The 16772-nt window shown below is 62.6% G+C and carries 16 protein-coding genes; 5 read left to right on the forward strand and 11 right to left on the reverse strand.

Annotated features, from left to right (window positions below):
- The first annotated feature begins 2 nt into the window (after positions 1-2).
- On the forward strand, positions 3-650 hold the full coding sequence (locus ACW5CM_RS13990; protein WP_457125366.1) for a type IV toxin-antitoxin system AbiEi family antitoxin domain-containing protein: 648 nt from the start codon (positions 3-5) through the stop codon (positions 648-650).
- Between the two features lie 25 nt (positions 651-675).
- Here the strand turns inward: ACW5CM_RS13990 and ACW5CM_RS13995 are convergent, their stop codons facing one another.
- From ACW5CM_RS13995 to ACW5CM_RS14025, 7 genes are read right to left on the reverse strand one after another with little or no spacing between them, the layout of a single operon-like run.
- Positions 676-1563: a hypothetical protein gene (locus ACW5CM_RS13995; RefSeq protein ID WP_457125367.1), complete on the reverse strand. Its 888-nt coding sequence runs from the start codon at positions 1561-1563 to the stop codon at positions 676-678.
- On the reverse strand, positions 1560-2696 hold the full coding sequence (locus ACW5CM_RS14000) for a tyrosine-type recombinase/integrase (protein ID WP_457125368.1): 1137 nt from the start codon (positions 2694-2696) through the stop codon (positions 1560-1562). The genes ACW5CM_RS13995 and ACW5CM_RS14000 overlap by 4 nt, the downstream gene beginning before the upstream one ends.
- Positions 2683-2922: a helix-turn-helix transcriptional regulator gene (locus ACW5CM_RS14005; RefSeq protein WP_457125369.1), complete on the reverse strand. Its 240-nt coding sequence runs from the start codon at positions 2920-2922 to the stop codon at positions 2683-2685. The genes ACW5CM_RS14000 and ACW5CM_RS14005 overlap by 14 nt, the downstream gene beginning before the upstream one ends.
- A complete protein-coding gene (locus ACW5CM_RS14010) occupies positions 2915-4216 on the reverse strand; it encodes a replication initiator (protein ID WP_457125370.1) in 1302 nt (433 codons plus the stop codon). Before ACW5CM_RS14010 ends, ACW5CM_RS14005 begins: the two co-directional genes overlap by 8 nt.
- Before the next feature lie 43 nt (positions 4217-4259).
- The gene (locus ACW5CM_RS14015) at positions 4260-4676 is read right to left on the reverse strand and encodes a hypothetical protein (RefSeq protein WP_457125371.1); all 417 of its coding nucleotides are present in this window, start codon (positions 4674-4676) and stop codon (positions 4260-4262) included.
- Positions 4673-5947 (reverse strand): FtsK/SpoIIIE domain-containing protein, encoded by a 1275-nt coding sequence (locus tag ACW5CM_RS14020; protein WP_457125372.1) that lies wholly within the window; start codon positions 5945-5947, stop codon positions 4673-4675. The genes ACW5CM_RS14015 and ACW5CM_RS14020 overlap by 4 nt, the downstream gene beginning before the upstream one ends.
- A complete protein-coding gene (locus ACW5CM_RS14025) occupies positions 5944-6342 on the reverse strand; it encodes a plasmid replication, integration and excision activator (RefSeq protein WP_457125373.1) in 399 nt (132 codons plus the stop codon). The genes ACW5CM_RS14020 and ACW5CM_RS14025 overlap by 4 nt, the downstream gene beginning before the upstream one ends.
- Before the next feature lie 106 nt (positions 6343-6448).
- On the opposite strand from ACW5CM_RS14025, the gene ACW5CM_RS14030 reads away from it, so the two are divergent.
- Positions 6449-7186 carry a hypothetical protein gene (locus ACW5CM_RS14030; RefSeq protein ID WP_457125374.1) on the forward strand — a complete coding sequence of 246 codons (738 nt, stop codon included), beginning with the start codon at positions 6449-6451 and terminating at the stop codon, positions 7184-7186.
- Positions 7187-7943: 757 nt separating this feature from the next.
- Here ACW5CM_RS14030 and ACW5CM_RS14035 read toward each other — a convergent pair.
- Positions 7944-8660 carry a DUF3800 domain-containing protein gene (locus ACW5CM_RS14035; protein ID WP_457125375.1) on the reverse strand — a complete coding sequence of 239 codons (717 nt, stop codon included), beginning with the start codon at positions 8658-8660 and terminating at the stop codon, positions 7944-7946.
- 465 nt (positions 8661-9125) lie between these two features.
- Between ACW5CM_RS14035 and ACW5CM_RS14040 the strand changes: the two genes are divergently transcribed.
- On the forward strand, positions 9126-10157 hold the full coding sequence (locus ACW5CM_RS14040; protein WP_457125376.1) for a S41 family peptidase: 1032 nt from the start codon (positions 9126-9128) through the stop codon (positions 10155-10157).
- A gap of 1095 nt (positions 10158-11252) precedes the next feature.
- Here the strand turns inward: ACW5CM_RS14040 and ACW5CM_RS14045 are convergent.
- Complete coding sequence (locus tag ACW5CM_RS14045) at positions 11253-13484, reverse strand: heavy metal translocating P-type ATPase (protein ID WP_457125377.1); 2232 nt, start codon at positions 13482-13484, stop codon at positions 11253-11255.
- Between the two features lie 46 nt (positions 13485-13530).
- Entirely contained in the window at positions 13531-13740 is a 210-nt protein-coding gene (locus tag ACW5CM_RS14050) for a heavy-metal-associated domain-containing protein (RefSeq protein WP_438253101.1), read from the reverse strand.
- Positions 13741-13849: 109 nt separating this feature from the next.
- On the opposite strand from ACW5CM_RS14050, the gene rraA reads away from it, so the two are divergent.
- Entirely contained in the window at positions 13850-14317 is a 468-nt protein-coding gene (gene rraA, locus ACW5CM_RS14055; RefSeq protein ID WP_457125378.1) for a ribonuclease E activity regulator RraA, read from the forward strand.
- A gap of 96 nt (positions 14318-14413) precedes the next feature.
- Here the strand turns inward: rraA and ACW5CM_RS14060 are convergent, their stop codons facing one another.
- Positions 14414-15721: a M20/M25/M40 family metallo-hydrolase gene (locus tag ACW5CM_RS14060; RefSeq protein WP_457125379.1), complete on the reverse strand. Its 1308-nt coding sequence runs from the start codon at positions 15719-15721 to the stop codon at positions 14414-14416.
- Positions 15722-15818: 97 nt separating this feature from the next.
- Between ACW5CM_RS14060 and ACW5CM_RS14065 the strand changes: the two genes are divergently transcribed.
- Positions 15819-16748: a MetQ/NlpA family ABC transporter substrate-binding protein gene (locus ACW5CM_RS14065; RefSeq protein WP_457125380.1), complete on the forward strand. Its 930-nt coding sequence runs from the start codon at positions 15819-15821 to the stop codon at positions 16746-16748.
- Positions 16749-16772: the final 24 nt, after the last annotated feature.

The following is a 16772-nucleotide window of genomic DNA, read 5'->3' on the forward strand; positions in this document are numbered from 1 at the left end:
GTATGGCTGGTGTAACGACCTCACGACTTGGCGCGATCGCGGCCACGAGATGGGGCATGTTCACGGCGGCGCAGGCGTCTAATGCCGGTGTGTCTCGGAAAGTGCTCTCGGGCCTCGCGGCGGCCGGAGCGATCGATCGGCTCGCTCAGGGTGTGTATCGCATGGCTGGAGCACCCGTTGCAGAGATTGAGATCGACGTCGTTCGGATCAGCTGGCTTGCGGTCGGCGGCGCGGCAGGCGAGTCTGTCGTTGCATCCGGCAAGTCAGCGGCCGTTCTGCATCGAATTGGTGATTGGTTCCCAACGACGGTCGACTTCGTGACGCCGACTCGGCGAACGACTCGTCTCCAGGATGTGCGGCTGCGCGTCCGGCAACTTGACGAGGGCGACATCGTGCATGTTGACGGGATTCCTTCGATGACAGTGGAACGTGCGATCGCCGATCTGGTGGAAAGTTGGGAAGACCCCTCGCTGATTGCAGATGCCCTCCTGCACGCGGTGCAACGGGGAGTGCTCCTGCGGCCGCGGCGTCTTGCGCAGCTGCTCGAACCGTTCGCGTATCGCAACCAAGCGAGATCAGGAGTTGCGCTTGCCGAACGTCTGATGGCAGCTGGAGGAGTGGAGGACTCCTGGCGGGCACGCCTTCAATGAATCGCGTTGCCATCTCAACTACTGCCTAAGAGAGCGAGCCGCCGAGAGATCGCCAGACCTGTTCGCGTGCGTCTGCCAGATCAACGGGGCGTCCGGCCAGCTTCTCAAGAAGCTCGACGAGATCCCACGACACCAGATGGCCGAAGCGAGCCGAGTAGATTCCCACCCGGTGCAAGCGATAGGAATCCGAGTAGTCGAACAGCGCATACGCGACCAGCTGATGCAGGTCCTTGAGCTTGAGGCAATCCGACCGTCCGCCCGGCCTCGAAACCTTCGCGCCAAGACTGGTCTTGAAGTCCAGTAGAAATCCACCTGCGATCACATCGGCATCAGCCGAGCAAAAAGCGGAACCATCGAATGTCGGACCGAGCACGTATGGACCCCCAATGTGGGGGAGGAGCTCTGAGCCAGCAACCTCGACAAGCTCATCCAGCTGGTGCAGGGCATCTGGCGACGCAAGCCCGAGAAGATGCATGGCGTTGAAGGTGCCGTCTTCACGGAGCTGGCGCAGCGGCGACCCAGGCATGAGCCCGATGCGATACACCTCCGTGAGCAGCGCGAGTGCCCACGACGCTCGATAGACCGTTGTTCGATCCCCGACCGCTGCCGCAACCTGTGCAGCGACGATTACGGCGTCGATATTCGTCACTGCATTCACATCGTCGAGAAAAGCAGCTCGTGCGAGTCGCGCGTCAAACAACGGAGCCAGCTTGAAGCGGATTGCGTAGTCGAAGGCGGCGCCGAGCGTGCCCGGGTTCGCAGAGCCACCTTCCACAAGGAGCGGGGGCTTGTCCGCTCGATATTCGGCCTGCACGCGCCGTGTATTCGGGAAAAGTGTGGTGAGCAGTATCCGCAGTGGCGAGGTTTTGTCGCCGACTGCTGCGGTCAGGTTTGTGTAGTTGTACTCAGTCATCGTCTGGCTCCTTCCGAAGTATTCGCATGGAGGAGTTTGTCGAGCGCACCGTTTGCGCGCAGTGCGGCGTCGGATCGAGCGCGGCTGTACTTCTCGGTGACCTGCATCGACGAGTGGCCGAGGATCGCCTGCACGTCGTTCGCCGCAGTTCCCGCATCGAACAGCAGCGTTGCGAGGGTGTGGCGAAGATCGTGGATGCGGAGATCCGGTCGATCTAGACGGTCTCGAAGTGATTCCCAGTTCACGGCCCGCCGCACATTCGACGTGTTCAGGCGGCCACCATTCGGGCCAGTGAAAACAAGATCGTTCCGGCCGAGTCTTTCTACCCGGCGAACGATCACTGACCGCAGCGCCGCAGGCAATGGAACAGTGCGTCCGTCGTGGCTCTTCGGAGTCTGCTCTAGGACTTTGCCTCCGCCCGCGGGCGAGAAGCTTCGCAGGACGTGAATCACCCCGTGGTCGAGATCCACGTCGCTCACGCGCAGCGCGCTGGCCTCTCCTGCTCTCATTCCCGTGTAAACCAGCGCAGCGAGGTAGTCGCGGTGAGGCTCGCTTTTGACGAAGTCGAGCATGATTGCCACCTCAGATACGGTCAGGGCTCGCGAGCGAAGGCCCGTGGACCGCTCCTGCCGTGGCCGCCGCGCCAGCCGAACAGGATTGGCAACGACGATCCCCGCACGTACAGCACCCTCGAGCAAACGGCTCAGCACGGCGAGTGCATCATTGCGCGTAGACGCAGATCCGCTCCAGCCGGCTATGGCGTCGTTGACATCGGTAACCCCGATCGCTTCCAGCTTCCGATGCCCAAGCCAGGGTTGCACGCGGAGTCGCCAGCCTCGTTCGTAAGCCGCTTCCGTCGCGGGGCGGACACCTTCGACCAGAGACGCCCAGTGCCGCACTTTCCAGACATTGAGAGTCATCCCACCTTCGGGCCGAACGCTGAGCCGGGCCTCGCTACGAAGCTTCTTGGCCTCCGCGAGGGTGTCGACGAGGAAACTGCGTTCCCGCTGCTCTCCGTTGATCCCGAGCGCCCACACCCGCACCTGGTATTTGTTTCGATCGCCGCGATAGCGGATTCCCTCGGGGAGCATCTTCCTCGTTTTCGGATCGATCCGCTCGTTACCGGAGGCCATGAGTACCTCCGGAGTCCAGGAAGGCTTCGATCGTAGAGGTGCGCCAGAGCATGTGCTTGCCCACGTGAGCGTCAGGGAAGGGGACGCGTGCCTGTCTCCGCAGCGAATCAAACGTCGACAACGGGACGCGGCAACGCTCGGCGACCTCCTTTCTGGTCATGTACTTGTCGACTTGAAATGACTCGATGTCGGCTCGGTCTTCAACGAGCTCGGCGCTGTTACGCATCCTTCTCTCCTCTCTCTTCGAAACGCACACGTCGCGCGTCTCGCCATTCGCGTGCTACCCGCGCGGCCTCGACCGCAAGAGCGCGATCACCCTCGGTGCGCCACCCCATCCCGGCGAAACTCCAGCTGCCGATCACGAGTACTTCATCGACGTCATGTCCTTCGGCCTGAGCGCGCTCGATAATGCGATCGAGTCGCCAACGACGACGTGCGCCGCGCAGCGAGCCGAGGGTGACGGAATATCGACGCGACTTCGATGAGAAGTGCCCGCGGAAGCCGAGCATGTGTGCCCACTTGGTCAGGAGGACGTATGCGCTTTCCGCTCCGCTCGCGTCCGCGATCAGCTCTGCAGTCGCCTTGATGCGCTGGATGTGGCGCCGGCCCCCTGTGTCGCCGTCCAGATCTTCTGTCGCCTTCGTCGCATATTTGGCAATGTAGGCAGCGACTGCGCGATCCGACAGTGCGCCATCGAGTCCTTCGCGCCGCACGATGGGCTGCACGTCGAGCTGCGCTCCCCACCGGAGTGTGCGCGTGGTCTGATCTTCGCCTACGATCGGCGCTTCGAAGGAGACTCGATGCGCTGCCGTCTTGACCGCAGCTGCTAGATGGGCCTCAGTCACATCGGCTGGCGTCGGTGGGAAATCCTCGGTGTCACTGACACCGTCGAGTCGAACGATCGCGTGGAAGTGTACGGCGCCGCGACGCTGGAACTCAGCAACCTTCGCGAACTGAACTCGAACGATTTCCGCGGCCGCTTGCTGGGTGACCCCCAGCTCGTGAGCGAGGCTACGCCTGAGCTGAATCGTGAATCGACGCCACAGCTCGGGAGCGAAGAACTGCCACACGACGTGTCCCTCGTAGTCGTAACATTCGTCGCACATTGGGTCGCCGAGCTTCGGATCGCTCTGCTCATGGCCACAGCTGCAGCCGCGCGGTCGACCATGGTCACAGACGCCACGGAGTCGTGAGCGCGAAGCTGAATGGACAGAGCCGAAGGAGGGAGCAGTGAGGGTAACGAACACCATCGGGTGATCTGCGACGGCCTCAGGCACGCCCTTCATGCCGCCCGCAGCACCGGCCATGATCATGTGCCAGGTGTCGCCCTTGTACTCGTGGCTGCACGACTCACATCGACGTGCGCGCCGGTTGCCGCAGCGCGTGTACGTAAGACCGTCGGGCTGGGTCGAGGTGGTGAATTCGCGGATCACCTCGCCGCTCTGCGGATCGAGCGTTGCAGAAGAACCAGTTAGGCGAACCGGGTTCGAGCAGAACCCAACTCGAGCGGCACCGGACATCCACTGATCGAATTCAGCGCTTCGCAGGCGCCTGGCGACGGACTCAGCGAGGCTCACCGGTCACCACCATCGTCGGAACGGCGCAGCCGATAGGGAAGACGTTCCCGGCGACATTGGAAGAGTCGAGGACGGGGCGGCAGACCTCGGCGTCGAGGTCATTCACGCGGCGGTGCTGCTGCCACTCGAGGATGTCAGCGTCGGTACAAGACAGGTTCGCGATTCGGCCATAATCGCCGGTATAAGAGACCATCGCTGACTCTTCATAGACCGCGAGGTAGTCCTGTTCGACGCGGTCCCAAACAAGCCGCAGGTTGCAGGGCACGGGCGTCGTAGATGCCTCATAAACGATGGGCGAGGTGTGCGCGGCGATCGCGTAGCCGCCGGATGCGCCTCCGATTAGCAGCACTGCGCCGGCGAGGATCGATATTGTTGCGATTCTGATGCGAGTCTTCGTGGTCATGATTCCTCCTGAGGTTCAGTTGTCTTCGTTTTGCGCGTGGCGCGGGTCCGTCTTGGCTTCGGCTCGTCCTCCAGGACCGGCAGAACCACCGGGCGCGGGTTCGGAGCGAAGTAGGTGAGAGCGGCATCGCGGATCTGCTCGTCAGCTGCGTAGGCCGCACGCACTCGCTGAGGCGGCGCGCCGTTCTCTGCGAGGACGAAGGCGACGCCCGGCATCGAGGCCGAGATCTCGTGGCTCAGCGCGCCAGCCGCGACGGCGCGTCCCTGTGAGGCGAGTGTGGCAATGGATGCGTTCGCGCGCCGCAGCATCTCGCGATCCGTCTCATACGCGGTGAGGGCAGCCAGTTCATCGATCAGGACGATCACTGTCGGGCTGTGTACGGTCGGTGTGTGCTGACGCGTGATCCCGGCGAGCTTTCGCGCGCGATCCTGCATCTGATCAACGGCATCCTCGAGCAGCGCGACCGAATGGGCAGCGTCGGAAGCGAAACGCGTCAGCAAGTCGCGCCCCATCGCCAGCTCCATGCCGCCCTTGCGGTCGATGCCCCATACTTCGATCAGTCCGGAATGGATCGGCTGCACCAGGCCGAGGAGGAGTCCCCACACGAGCGAGGCCTTTCCGCTGCCCGAGGAGCCCGCGACGAGCGTGTGGGGCCCGAGAGGCAGCCGCCATTCGGCACCGCCGTCCGAGATGCCCATGAGCACGGATGCGCCATCCCAGGAGCCTCCGAGTGGAAAGTCGAAGGGCTGGGCCAGCGCATCGACGTACTCGATCCGCAGAGCGAGAGAGCTGATCTGCTCGCCCACGACCGTCACGCGTACGGCGTTGAACGCCTGAGCGATACGAGCCGTCGCCGCGACGAGGTCTTCTCGTGCGAGGCCGGGAGGCATCGACACCTGAAGGATGCATGTCGAACCATCCCAGCTGGGGTTTCCCGCGCCAGTGACGATCTTTCGCCCGGAGTAGTCCTTGACCTCAAGTCCGAGCTGGACGGCGAGCGACGGCCACGAACTGACAATCCACCTCGTGGTCTGCTCTTGCCAGCGATGCTGCAGAAGCGAATCGAAGTTGCGAGTTGCGCGAACTCGGCGCACGATGACGATGACAACCGCTCCGATCAAGAGCCAATTGATGAGTAGCCCGATCGCGGTCACCGTGCTGAACAGCGTGAGGACGAGTAGAAGGGGGAGTAGCCACCAGCCGCGTCGCCACAGCAGCGGCCACTCACCCGCCCAATAAGCGCGTTCGATGCGCCATGACCATGTCATCATTCACCGCCCCGAGGCTTGCCAGCGGCCTTCATCTCACGTGCGCGGAGCGAGAAGGCGACGCGAGGTCGACCGCCCGTCTCTTTGACGTACGGGGTCACCGTGAGCCCGTCGAAAAGGACCGGACGGAAGGGCAGGCCACTGGCCTCAGGTGGCGCCGTCGGTTCCGCGATGCTGGCGATCTTGACCGTGACCTCGTTCTGACCCTTACGGGCCTCTGGGTCCGCATCGATGACGCGTACCTGCCACAGCGGGTGCCCGGAGTTCTTGTCCAGGTCCTGACCCTGTCGCTGGCCGTCGTCGGACCACTTCGCGACCGCTTCGATTTCGCCGACCATGAATGCTCCGCGCGGGAAGTACGCCTCGAAGCTGACCGGGATTCCTGACTGCAGTGCCATCTCTGGCTCCTCTCAAATAGGGATAGTTGGCTTACGTTTGTCACAGTACTTTGCGACTGTACTTAACGCAAGTACTTTGCGACACGACATCCCGTAGTCTTGTCCGGTGGGCAAGAATCTGAATCAGTTACAGGTGCCGAAGCCGGTCGTCAGGCTGCTCACCAACCTGTCCAAGGTCCGCACTGATCCGCTCTCTGACTTCGATCACTCGCGGCCGCCACGATGGACGCCTGTCGCAACTGACCTACCGGAAGATGACACAGAAGAGTGGCTCTACCGGGTTGCAGGGGTAAGCACCGAGCTTGCAGATCGCTCAGCTGACATTCGCGCACTGTTGACCGCCTACAGCCAGGCCATCGCCGATCCACGTCCAGAGCTCTCCGTCCTGGCGAAGTGGCAGCGAGTGTCACCAAGCGCGTTGCGGCACCGTTACAACGAGCAGCATGTGCAGGCGGTGCGGGAGCTTCTCAAGCCGGATCCTCTCATCGATATCGTGCTCGAGCCCTTCATTTCGGTCGTCGACAGTGACTTCCGTGGTATCACGCCAGCGCTTGACGAGCAGCTGAAGATCCGCGACCGGATGCGCAGTATTGTCTCGGAGGAGTTCGTAGCGCTTTTCGGCGAGAATGCCCCGAAACAACTTGGGTTCGTCCGCAATCCGGCCGACGAGCGCATCACCCGTCCCATCGATGACCTGTCAACGTTCATGTCGACCGCGTTGAAGCGTCGGGAACCAAAGCTCCTCACCGTGTTCGACACGTGGCACGAGCGGTTCGATGCGCGGGCGGTGAAGCCCGAAGACGTCAAGACGACGGCCACACGAATCCGACGGTCGACGAAGTGAGACGATCTGTGAGGACTTTCTATACTCGTTCAAGGCCCGCCTCCGGCGGGCTGCGCGCTGCCTGCGGTGCGTCCGGTCCTCGCTACGCTGCGGTCCGGGCGCTCCTCGGCACCGCCCCACTAGCGCACCGGCCATGAACAGAGCCGATCTCTCCGATCTTGAGGCGCCTCGCAGGATCCTGGGGTAATGTGGGGAACAACTCATCAACCAGGCGTTGAAGGAGTAACGAGGCCGTCTCGAGAGAGGCGGCCTTAGCTTTTGTCCCAATACCTTTCGAACTCGGCCCTGAGCTTGCGTCGGCGACTCTCGTACTCCACCGGATATGCAGTCCAGAGCAACACATACGCGCCACGGTCAGCCACTACGACCACGTACGAAAAGTCGGCAAGCGCGATCAAGTAACGCCACTCTGTCCCGCGACGGTTCTTCCACCAAATAATCCTCTGCGACGCCGCCGCGGGGTAGGCCATCGCGAACTCATCCAAGATCTGGCGTGGCCACTGAATCCTCTCCGCCCGATCCAAAGCCGTCGTCCGCTGCTGCTCGACGGGCCCCTCAGAAGTTATGTGCACATATGTCGCGCAACGCCCATCGATTTCAGGATGACGTTTGATGTTGAACCGCTTATTCGGCTCCGGCCAGACTGGGCAACTCTGGTAAAAATCGGCCCAGTAGCACTCGTAACAGTAGTTGTCGAAGGCCACCCAGTCGCCACCGAAGCTGTTGAGGTCGGCCCCTAATGGCGGCCACCCTGACGTCATTGCGCGACCCGGAGGGCCGTCGGTGGCGTCCAGTGGAACACGTTAAATTTCTCCTCGCGGAGCAAGGTTGATCGCGTAAGGACGTACCCGGTCCTCTGGCGAATTCTCGCTATCAACGCCAGCTTCGCGTCGCTGGTTACCAGCCCCCGGTTCACGTACGAGAGGGCACCCAGGAGCAAGTCGGCCAGCTGCATCTGCACAACATCGTGGGACTCGAGTATCTGTACCCGTTCGATGATCCTGTGGTCGAAGTCATGAATACTATTACTCAGAACATCGTGGAGCTTCCGAACTTTATCCCCACTTCGAGTGTCCTTCTTGTCCAGATAGATCCGGTAAGACGATCCCGGCGCGAGTACCCGAGTGAGGAGTAGGTACATCATCTTGTAGTACCAGTCGTCGTGCGTCTGACCGAAAGCCGCGTGATTGAGGTTCGCCTTATGAGCCACAACTCCGCGAAAGCGCAGGTCGTCATCGTCAAAAAAGTAGTCCACTACGTCCATGTAGTACTGAAGTTTGGCGCTTGACACCTTCGCCCACTTGATTTCAAAGCCCGGGGGCATGCCGTGCTTGCGGCCGATCTCTCGAATCCGCACAGCAATCTCTCGAGCCTTGTCCACATCACAGGACACCGCACCGAGCACCATTACGCTCTGCGCATCATTCTGAAGGTGACAGCTCTCGTCACAGTACACATTTACAGTTCGCGTCATAACATCCTTTGGTCCAGCCAGACTCTACTCGAAGCCCGATACGGACACAGCCTCCTCACCAGGTGCGCAACCTGGATGGAGCATCTCACACCAGCCAGTTGTGCCGGTAGCTCCGCTGAAACCACCCTCAACCAGCCGAGACCAAGCACCACGCCTTCCCCGGAGTCACACCTTCCCCGGAATCACGCGGCAAACGAGGACCACCGAGCACCCGCTAACCCACCGAATCCAACTCATAATCGTGGGTTACCGGGATGGTCAATATCACAAGCGACCAAGCGGTGTCTCCACTCGACTGCGGACGCCGCCCACGCTACGAAGGTGTCTCACATGCCATGGGTTTCGAGACACCGAGGTTGCGAGACAGCGCTTGCTCGATCGGGAGCGATTGTTCATCCTTCGGGATGACCCAGCTGCTACCTGAGGATGACGAGAAGTTAACCGCACGATGAGAGTGTGGAGGGTATGCACACCCATACTGCGTCTTCTTCTCGTCCCAAGCGCAGTCGTCGCATTCGCAAGATTCTGGCCGTGGTGGGCGTGATCTTCGTTCTTCTGATCGCGGGTGTGCTGTGGGCGGCTCACACGTATGGGCCGCGGATGGGGTTCTACCTGATACCACCGTCTCCTGAGCAGTACGGGCAGATTGCCATCGAGCATCTCGACCAGGGGTATCGCGCGTCCGGTGACGAGTGGGACGCCGCCCGGGCTGCGCTCGAACAGGCCGCCGCTGACGCAGACGACTATTCGGACCTGCATGACGAGATCGCCGCAGCGACAACCGCGGCCGGCGGTCAACACTCAGTCTTCCTCGACCCGGAAGAGACCAATGAGTACGCGGACTCATCGACCGCCACGTATGAGGCTCCAACCGTGACGACCGTGGACGGCGTAACAACCATCGTCCTGCCTGCTCTTGGTGCGGTTTCGGGCGATCTTCAGCAGGAATACGCACAAACCGCCGCTGACGGCATCGCGGATGCAGTGTCCGGCACCTGCGGTTGGATCGTCGACCTCCGTGGTAATACGGGCGGCAACATGTACCCGATGCTCTCGGGCGTCTCAGCTCTCCTGCCGAACGGGACCGCATTTTCCTTCACCACACGAACAGAACAGATGACACCGGTCACGGTCTACAACGACGGGGTAGGACTCGGCAGCACAACAATTAGCGTTGGAGAACAGTCCAAGATTACCGATGCCCCGATCGCAGTCCTTCAGGATTCGATGACCGCATCCAGTGGCGAAGCCGTCGCCACCTCGTTCCGCGGCCTAGATCACGTTCAATCGTTCGGCGCTGACAGCTACGGATACACATCGGGCAACGTGCCGCGCACCTTATATGACGGCGCGCAGATCATCCTCACGACAAGCGTCTACGTCGACCGCGACGGAGTCAGTCTCGACGAGCAGCCAATCGAGGCTGACCATCCGACAGCTGCCGACGACGCGGACGAGCAGGCCACCCAGTGGGTTCAAGAGCAGGGCTGCTCCTGAACTGAAGCCGCTGATTCCGTCAATGCAGCAGTCCCGACCAACACGTAACCGAAGTGTCGCATAACCCTACGGATACGAGACGTCTCGCCACTGAACCGCTGGTAAGAGGGTAATTCTGGATTAGCCTAACGCGGACGTGTCTCACAACTATGTGTCATAAGTGATCGCCGATTTTGAGGTACGCAACGTTAGTTGTGAGACACCCCTGCAACTTCTTAACTTGGACGCGAGTTCCCGTTACCTCGACTTGATTCGAGAACAGACGCAACCCTGGGACCCCGACGCACTGCATGTCTGAGCATGAGCCCAATTCGATTCACACCAAATCGGAGCAAGCGGGAGAACCGGCTCAAGTTGTGCCGGTAATGTGCCGGTAGCTCCGCTGAAACCACCCTCAACCAGCCGCGACCAACCATGACGACTTCCCCGGAATCACGCGGCAAACGGCGACCAACGAGCACCCATTACCCCGCCGCATCCAACTCATAATCGTGAGGTCGCGGGTTCAAGCCCCGCTCCTGCTACAGATGAAGACCCCCGGACTTTCGGGGGTTTTTGTGTATTCCTCCAGGTGGGTAATCCGAGAGCCGACGATCGCATCCACGCGACGGGCTCAGTCTCCGCCGTCCTAATAGCGCCAGGAGGTGCTGCTGTGAGCGTGCGGCTACGAATTCTGTGACGGCAGGACATGCTGCCATCCATGTGGCTGCTTGACCCACACCCCGTCATCGCAGCCGTCGTCATGCAACTCGTCAGCCACGCGCTGAGCGAGACCGAGACCAACCCGCCAGTGCTCTGAGAAGCCTCGCTCATCATCAAGCGGCACCCACAGGTGAGTATGAGAGCCATCGAGTTCAGAGATCGCTGACGCGTGCAGCGAGTTCCATTGTCGGAGATCGTCAGCGAGCCCAGGGGAAATCGGCATCTGTGCTTCGTCGTCATAGATGGGGGCGTAGAACCACAGAGGGACTCGGCAGCCGATCCCGTCGACGTTCATACATACTGCGTCGAGGGGCGGCGTCGCTCGGATCTCCCTCATCTCAGCAATTGTAGGAGCTGCCCGGAGCCGAAGTGATGACGTGCTTTATGCCGGCCCTACTTCATCACGCTGCGAAACCGGCGCAGCCGCAGGCTGTTGCCCACCACGAACACGCTGGAGAACGCCATGGCCGCGCCGGCAAGCATCGGATTGAGCATTCCGAGTGCTGCGATCGGGATCGCCGCGACGTTGTAGGCGAAGGCCCAGAACAGGTTCGACTTGATCGTGCTGAGCGTCCGGCGTGACAGCCGGATCGCATCGACGGCGCTGAGTAGATCACCGCGGACGAGCGCGATATCGGATGCTTCGATCGCGACGTCGGTGCCGGTGCCCATGGCGAGCCCCAAATCTGCCTGGGCTAGCGCAGGCGCATCATTCACGCCGTCTCCAACCATGGCCACGACCCTGCCCGAGGCTTGCAGTCGCTTGATGACATCGACCTTGTCCTGCGGAAGAACCTCGGCGATCACCTCGTCAATGCCCACGGCGGCGGCGATGTGCTGCGCCACGGCATTGTTGTCTCCGGTCAGCAGGATGGGCTTCAGCCCCAGGGCCACGAGCCCGCGGATCGCCTCGGCACTGGTCGGCTTGACTGTGTCAGCCACGACCAGGACGCCGCGGGCGGCGCCGTCCCAGCCGACAGCGACAACCGTCTTGCCTTCACCCTCGGCCTGGGCCTTCGCGGCGGCGACGCCAGGGGAGAGGGTGAGTGACCAGTCCGCAAACAGCGACTCGCGCCCGACGATGACGCTGTGCCCCTCCACAACCCCCTGCACGCCCTTGCCCTCGACGTTGCGGAAGCTTTCGACCGCGGGCAGCGGTGCCGGTGCTGCCTTCACGACAGCCTGAGCGATTGGATGCTCGGATGCATGCTCGAGCGCTGCGGCCAGGCGCAGCAGCTCATCAGCATCCGTTCCGTCCTCCGCGATGACGTCAGTGAGTGTCATGCGCCCGGCGGTGACGGTGCCGGTCTTGTCGAGCACGACCGTGTCGACCTTGCGAGTGGACTCGAGAACCTCCGGGCCCTTGATGAGAATCCCCATCTGCGCGCCGCGACCGGTACCCACCAGCAACGCGGTCGGAGTCGCGAGACCCAGGGCGCACGGGCAGGCGATGACGAGCACTGCGACGGCAGCGGTAAAGGCTGCCGATACCGGGAATCCGGCGACGAGCCAGCCGACGAGTGCTGCGGCAGCGATCACGATGACGATCGGTACGAACACACCGGAGATCCGGTCGGCGAGCCGCTGGACCTCGGCCTTGCCGGTCTGCGCCTCCTCCACGAGCGTGGCCATCTGTGCGAGCTGGGTATCCGCTCCGATGCGCGTCGCGCGCACCACGAGACGCCCGCTGGCGTTGACGGTCGCCCCGGTGACGGCATCCCCTTCGCCGACCTCCACCGGCACCGATTCGCCGGTGAGCATCGACGCGTCCACGGCCGAATTGCCCGAGGTTACGACCCCGTCGGTGGCGATCTTCTCGCCGGGACGCACCACGAACTCGTCGCCCACACGCAGTTGGTCAACGGGGATGAGCGACTCGACACCGTCGCGCAGCACAGCGACATCCTTCGCGCCCAGCTCGAGAAGCGCCCGCAGCGCCGCGCCGGCCTGACGTTTGGAACGCTTCTCGAAGTAGCGTCCGGCGAGGATGAACATCGTCACACCCGCGCCCACTTCGAGGTAGATGTTCCCAGCACCGTCCGAGCGGGAAAGCGCGAACTCGAAGCCGTGCGTCATGCCCGGCATGCCGGCGGTTCCGAAGAACAGCGCATACAGCGACCAGAAGAACGCCGCGAGCGTGCCCATCGAGATGAGCGTGTCCATGGTCGCGGCGCCGTGCTTCAGGTTCGTCCAGGCGGCTTTGTGGAACGGCCACGCGCCCCAGACGATCACGGGGGCAGCCAATGTCAGCGACGCCCACTGCCAGTACGTGAACTGCAGCGGCGGAATCATCGCCATCAGGATCACCGGCACAGTGAGAAGGACCGAGATGATCAGCCGTTGGCGCAGGGCCGTGAGCTCAGGATCCGCGTCGGATTCGATGGGAGCCGCCTTCGGCGCGGGAAGCGCAGCGGTGTATCCGGCCTTCTCCACCTCGGCGATCAGGAGCATCGGGTCGATCCCGGCGGGAGCGGTGACCTTCGCCTTCTCGGTCGCATAGTTGACCGTTGCGGCGACGCCGTCGAGCTTGTTCAGCTTGCGCTCGATGCGGTTTGCGCACGACGCGCAGGTCATCCCACCGATCTCGAGCTCTACGCTCGCGCCTCGGGTTGTGGGGGTGCTCATCGGATGCTCCTCGGAAACGGCGGATGGAAGGACCGGATTCCTTGTGTCAGGCGCGGGTCGCTGAGTACCCGGCCTCGTCAACGGCGGCCAGGATGGCGTCGTCTGCGATCGGGCCGGATGCTGTGACGACGAGCGTGCCGCTCTGTGCGCTGACCTCGACCGACTCGACCCCGGCGACCTGGGTTACTTCTTCGCGAACGGACATCTCACAGTGTCCGCAGGTCATTCCGGTGACCTGGTATTCGATCGTGCTCATCGTCTGCTCCTCTGGTCGTCTGCTCGGATGCCCCGGGGGGCCGTTCACTCAGAGTAACAGAGTACCCCAGGGGGGTATTCCGAATCCCTCGTTATGTCATGATGTCGACATGTCCATCGCCACCGCTGATCTCTACGACGAGCTCGGAGAGAGCATTCAATCCCTGCCCATCCAACTGCGCAATTTCGGTCGCAGATCTGCATTCGACGGTCCGATCCGCACGATTCGTTGCCTCGAAGACAATGCCCTCGTGAAATCGATGCTGGCAACGCCCGGCGATGGTGCTGTTCTCGTCGTCGACGGAGCTGGTTCGCTGCAGACAGCACTCATGGGAGACCTGATCGCCGCATCCGCCGTAGCGAACGGTTGGGCCGGGGTCGTCATCCACGGCGCCATCCGCGACAGCGTCGCGATCGCTGGCCTCGACCTCGGAGTCAAAGCGCTGGGAACGAACCCGCGAAAGAGCGGCAAGCTCGGCACGGGCGAACTCGATGTCGATGTCGCGTTCGGGGGAGTGGTCTTCCGCCCCGGCGCGCACCTGTACTCCGACGAAGACGGCATCCTCGTTCGCCGTTGACCGCGAAACTTCGCTTGTGTCACCAAAACAGTGTGTTTTAGAGACACAAGCGAAGTCTCGCGGTGGGGTGACTGCTGCCGAAGGGGGACCAGCTGGCTATGCCGTCTGCAGGATCTGCGCCGTCGCGCGGGCACTGAAGTACAGACTCTCCACCGGTACGCATTCATCGACCGCATGGAACTGGCCGTAGACGTCGAAGTCGTCCGGAACGCGCAGCGGCACGAACCCATACCCGTGCACTCCCAGCCGGGCGAAGTGCTTATTGTCCGTGGATGCCGGCAGCAGATAGGGCACGACGACCCCACCAGCATCCTCGTCTGCGATAGCGGCGCGGATCACCTCGATCAGCGCCGAATCTATCGGAGAGTCGATCGGATCCATCGACCGGAACTGCTCGACCTCGACGCCATCACCAGCGAGCAGTTCGAGCTCGGCCAACAGGGAAGCCTCACCCTGCGGCAGCGCTCGATAATCGATGATCGCCTCGGCCCTGCCGGGGATGATGTTGCTCTTGTCGCCGGCGCGCAACACTGTGACGGCAGCCGTGTTCCGCGCTGCTGCGGCGATAACACGTCCGACGAACCCGATCTCTTCCAGCTCAGCATCCAGGTTCGCATCGCTGAAAACGACACCGCGCGCATGCCCGAACTTGGACAGGAACTTCGTCAACGCGGGGGTACGCACGACCGGGAAGCGGTGTTCACCGATCCGCGCCACCGCGCCCGCTAGCCGCGGCACGGCATCGCTCGGTCGCGGCCTCGACGCATGCCCCGCCTCACCGCGCGCGGTCAGCCTCACACTGCCGACGCCCTTCTCCGCCGTCGCGATCAGATAGGCGCGGCGGTCGGAGTCCAACGGCACCGAGAACCCGCCCACCTCGCTGATGGCCTCACTCGCACCCGTGAACAGCTCGGGCCTGTTGTCGACCAGCCACGATGCGCCCCAGACGCCCCCGCTCTCCTCATCGGCGAGGAACGCGAAGATCAGATCACGACGAGGACGGATGCCGGAACGAGCGAAGTGGCGGGCCACTGCGAGAATGACGCCGGCGAAGTTCTTCATGTCGACGGCGCCACGGCCGTACAGCAGCCCGTCCTCGATTTCGGCGCCGAACGGCGGATGAACCCAGTCCTGCCCGCTCACCGGAACGACATCGAGATGCGCGTGCACGATCAGCGCCGGGGCATCCGGATCGCTCCCGGACAGTCGCGCGACAACACTGCCGCGACCGGGAACAGGCTCGACGAACGTCGTGTCGATTCCCACCTCAGCCAGCCGCGCCTGCACGAAGCGGGCGGCACGCGTCTCACCATCACCGATCGTTGCCGCATCCCCGGTGTTGACGCTGTCGATGCGGATGAGTTCGCGCACGAAGCTGAGCGCTTCGTCTTCCAGAAGAGTCACGCCATCACCGTACAGCGATGATCGAGCGGGGGAGGCACGTTACGCGGCGTTACCGTCGGAGTAGGGGCGGGCGTGAGCGCGTGGTTCACTCGCTCTCGTGAATAAAACCCGTGTGAACAAGAAGCTCCTGTCCGTTTTCGGCGTCCTCGCAGCCGGTGTGCTGACGATGTCGATGGCGGCCTGCGCGGGTGGTGACGCCGCGGCTTCCGGAACGGGCGAGGCCTCCGGCAGCGACGAAAGCAAGATCGTGCTCGCCGCCGATGACGGTGTCGAGGCACACTGGACGATCCTCAAGGAGAAGCTGGCCGACGAAGGCATCGAACTGGAGGTGCGAACCCTCACCGACGGTGTGCAGCTCAACCAGGCCGTTCAGGACGGCGAAGCCGACATCAACCTGTTCCAGCACCTCATCTTCCTCTCCGACTTCAACGTGAACAGTGGCGGAACCCTCGTGCCAGTCGGCGCTACGGCGGTGTACCCGCTCGCGCTGTACTCGGAGAAGTACACCGATGTCGCAGACATCCCCGCGGGCACGGTTGTCGCGATCCCGAACAACCCCACCAACCTCGCACGTGCTCTGCTGAACCTGCAGCGCGCAGGTCTGCTTGAGCTGAAGGACGGCGGCGACGCTTTCTCCTCCGAGGCAGACATCGTCGACAGCAAGATCGAGATCCTCGCGGTCGACTCGAACCAGACCGTCACCGCTCTCAAGGACGGCAGCGCTGGAGCAGCTGTCGTCAACAACACCCAGGCGCAGAAGGGCGGCCTCGGCGACGACGTCATCATCTTCAAGGAAGACCTCGACAACCTCGAGCTCGCGCCCTACATCAACGCGTTCGTCGTGAAGGACGAGAACAAGGACGATCCGCGCTGGGCCACGCTCATCGAGGCCTACCACTCCACCGAGGTCGAGGCCGCGGTCGCTGAGTTGAACCAGGACAACCTGCAGTTCAAGGGCGACTGGACCGCAGCGGATCTGCGGGCCGAGCTCACCACCCTCGAAGACCAGCTGCGCGAGAGCAAATAACGCAGACGAGCACGCGCACGACGA

This window comes from Microbacterium wangyouchuni, assembly GCF_054072595.1.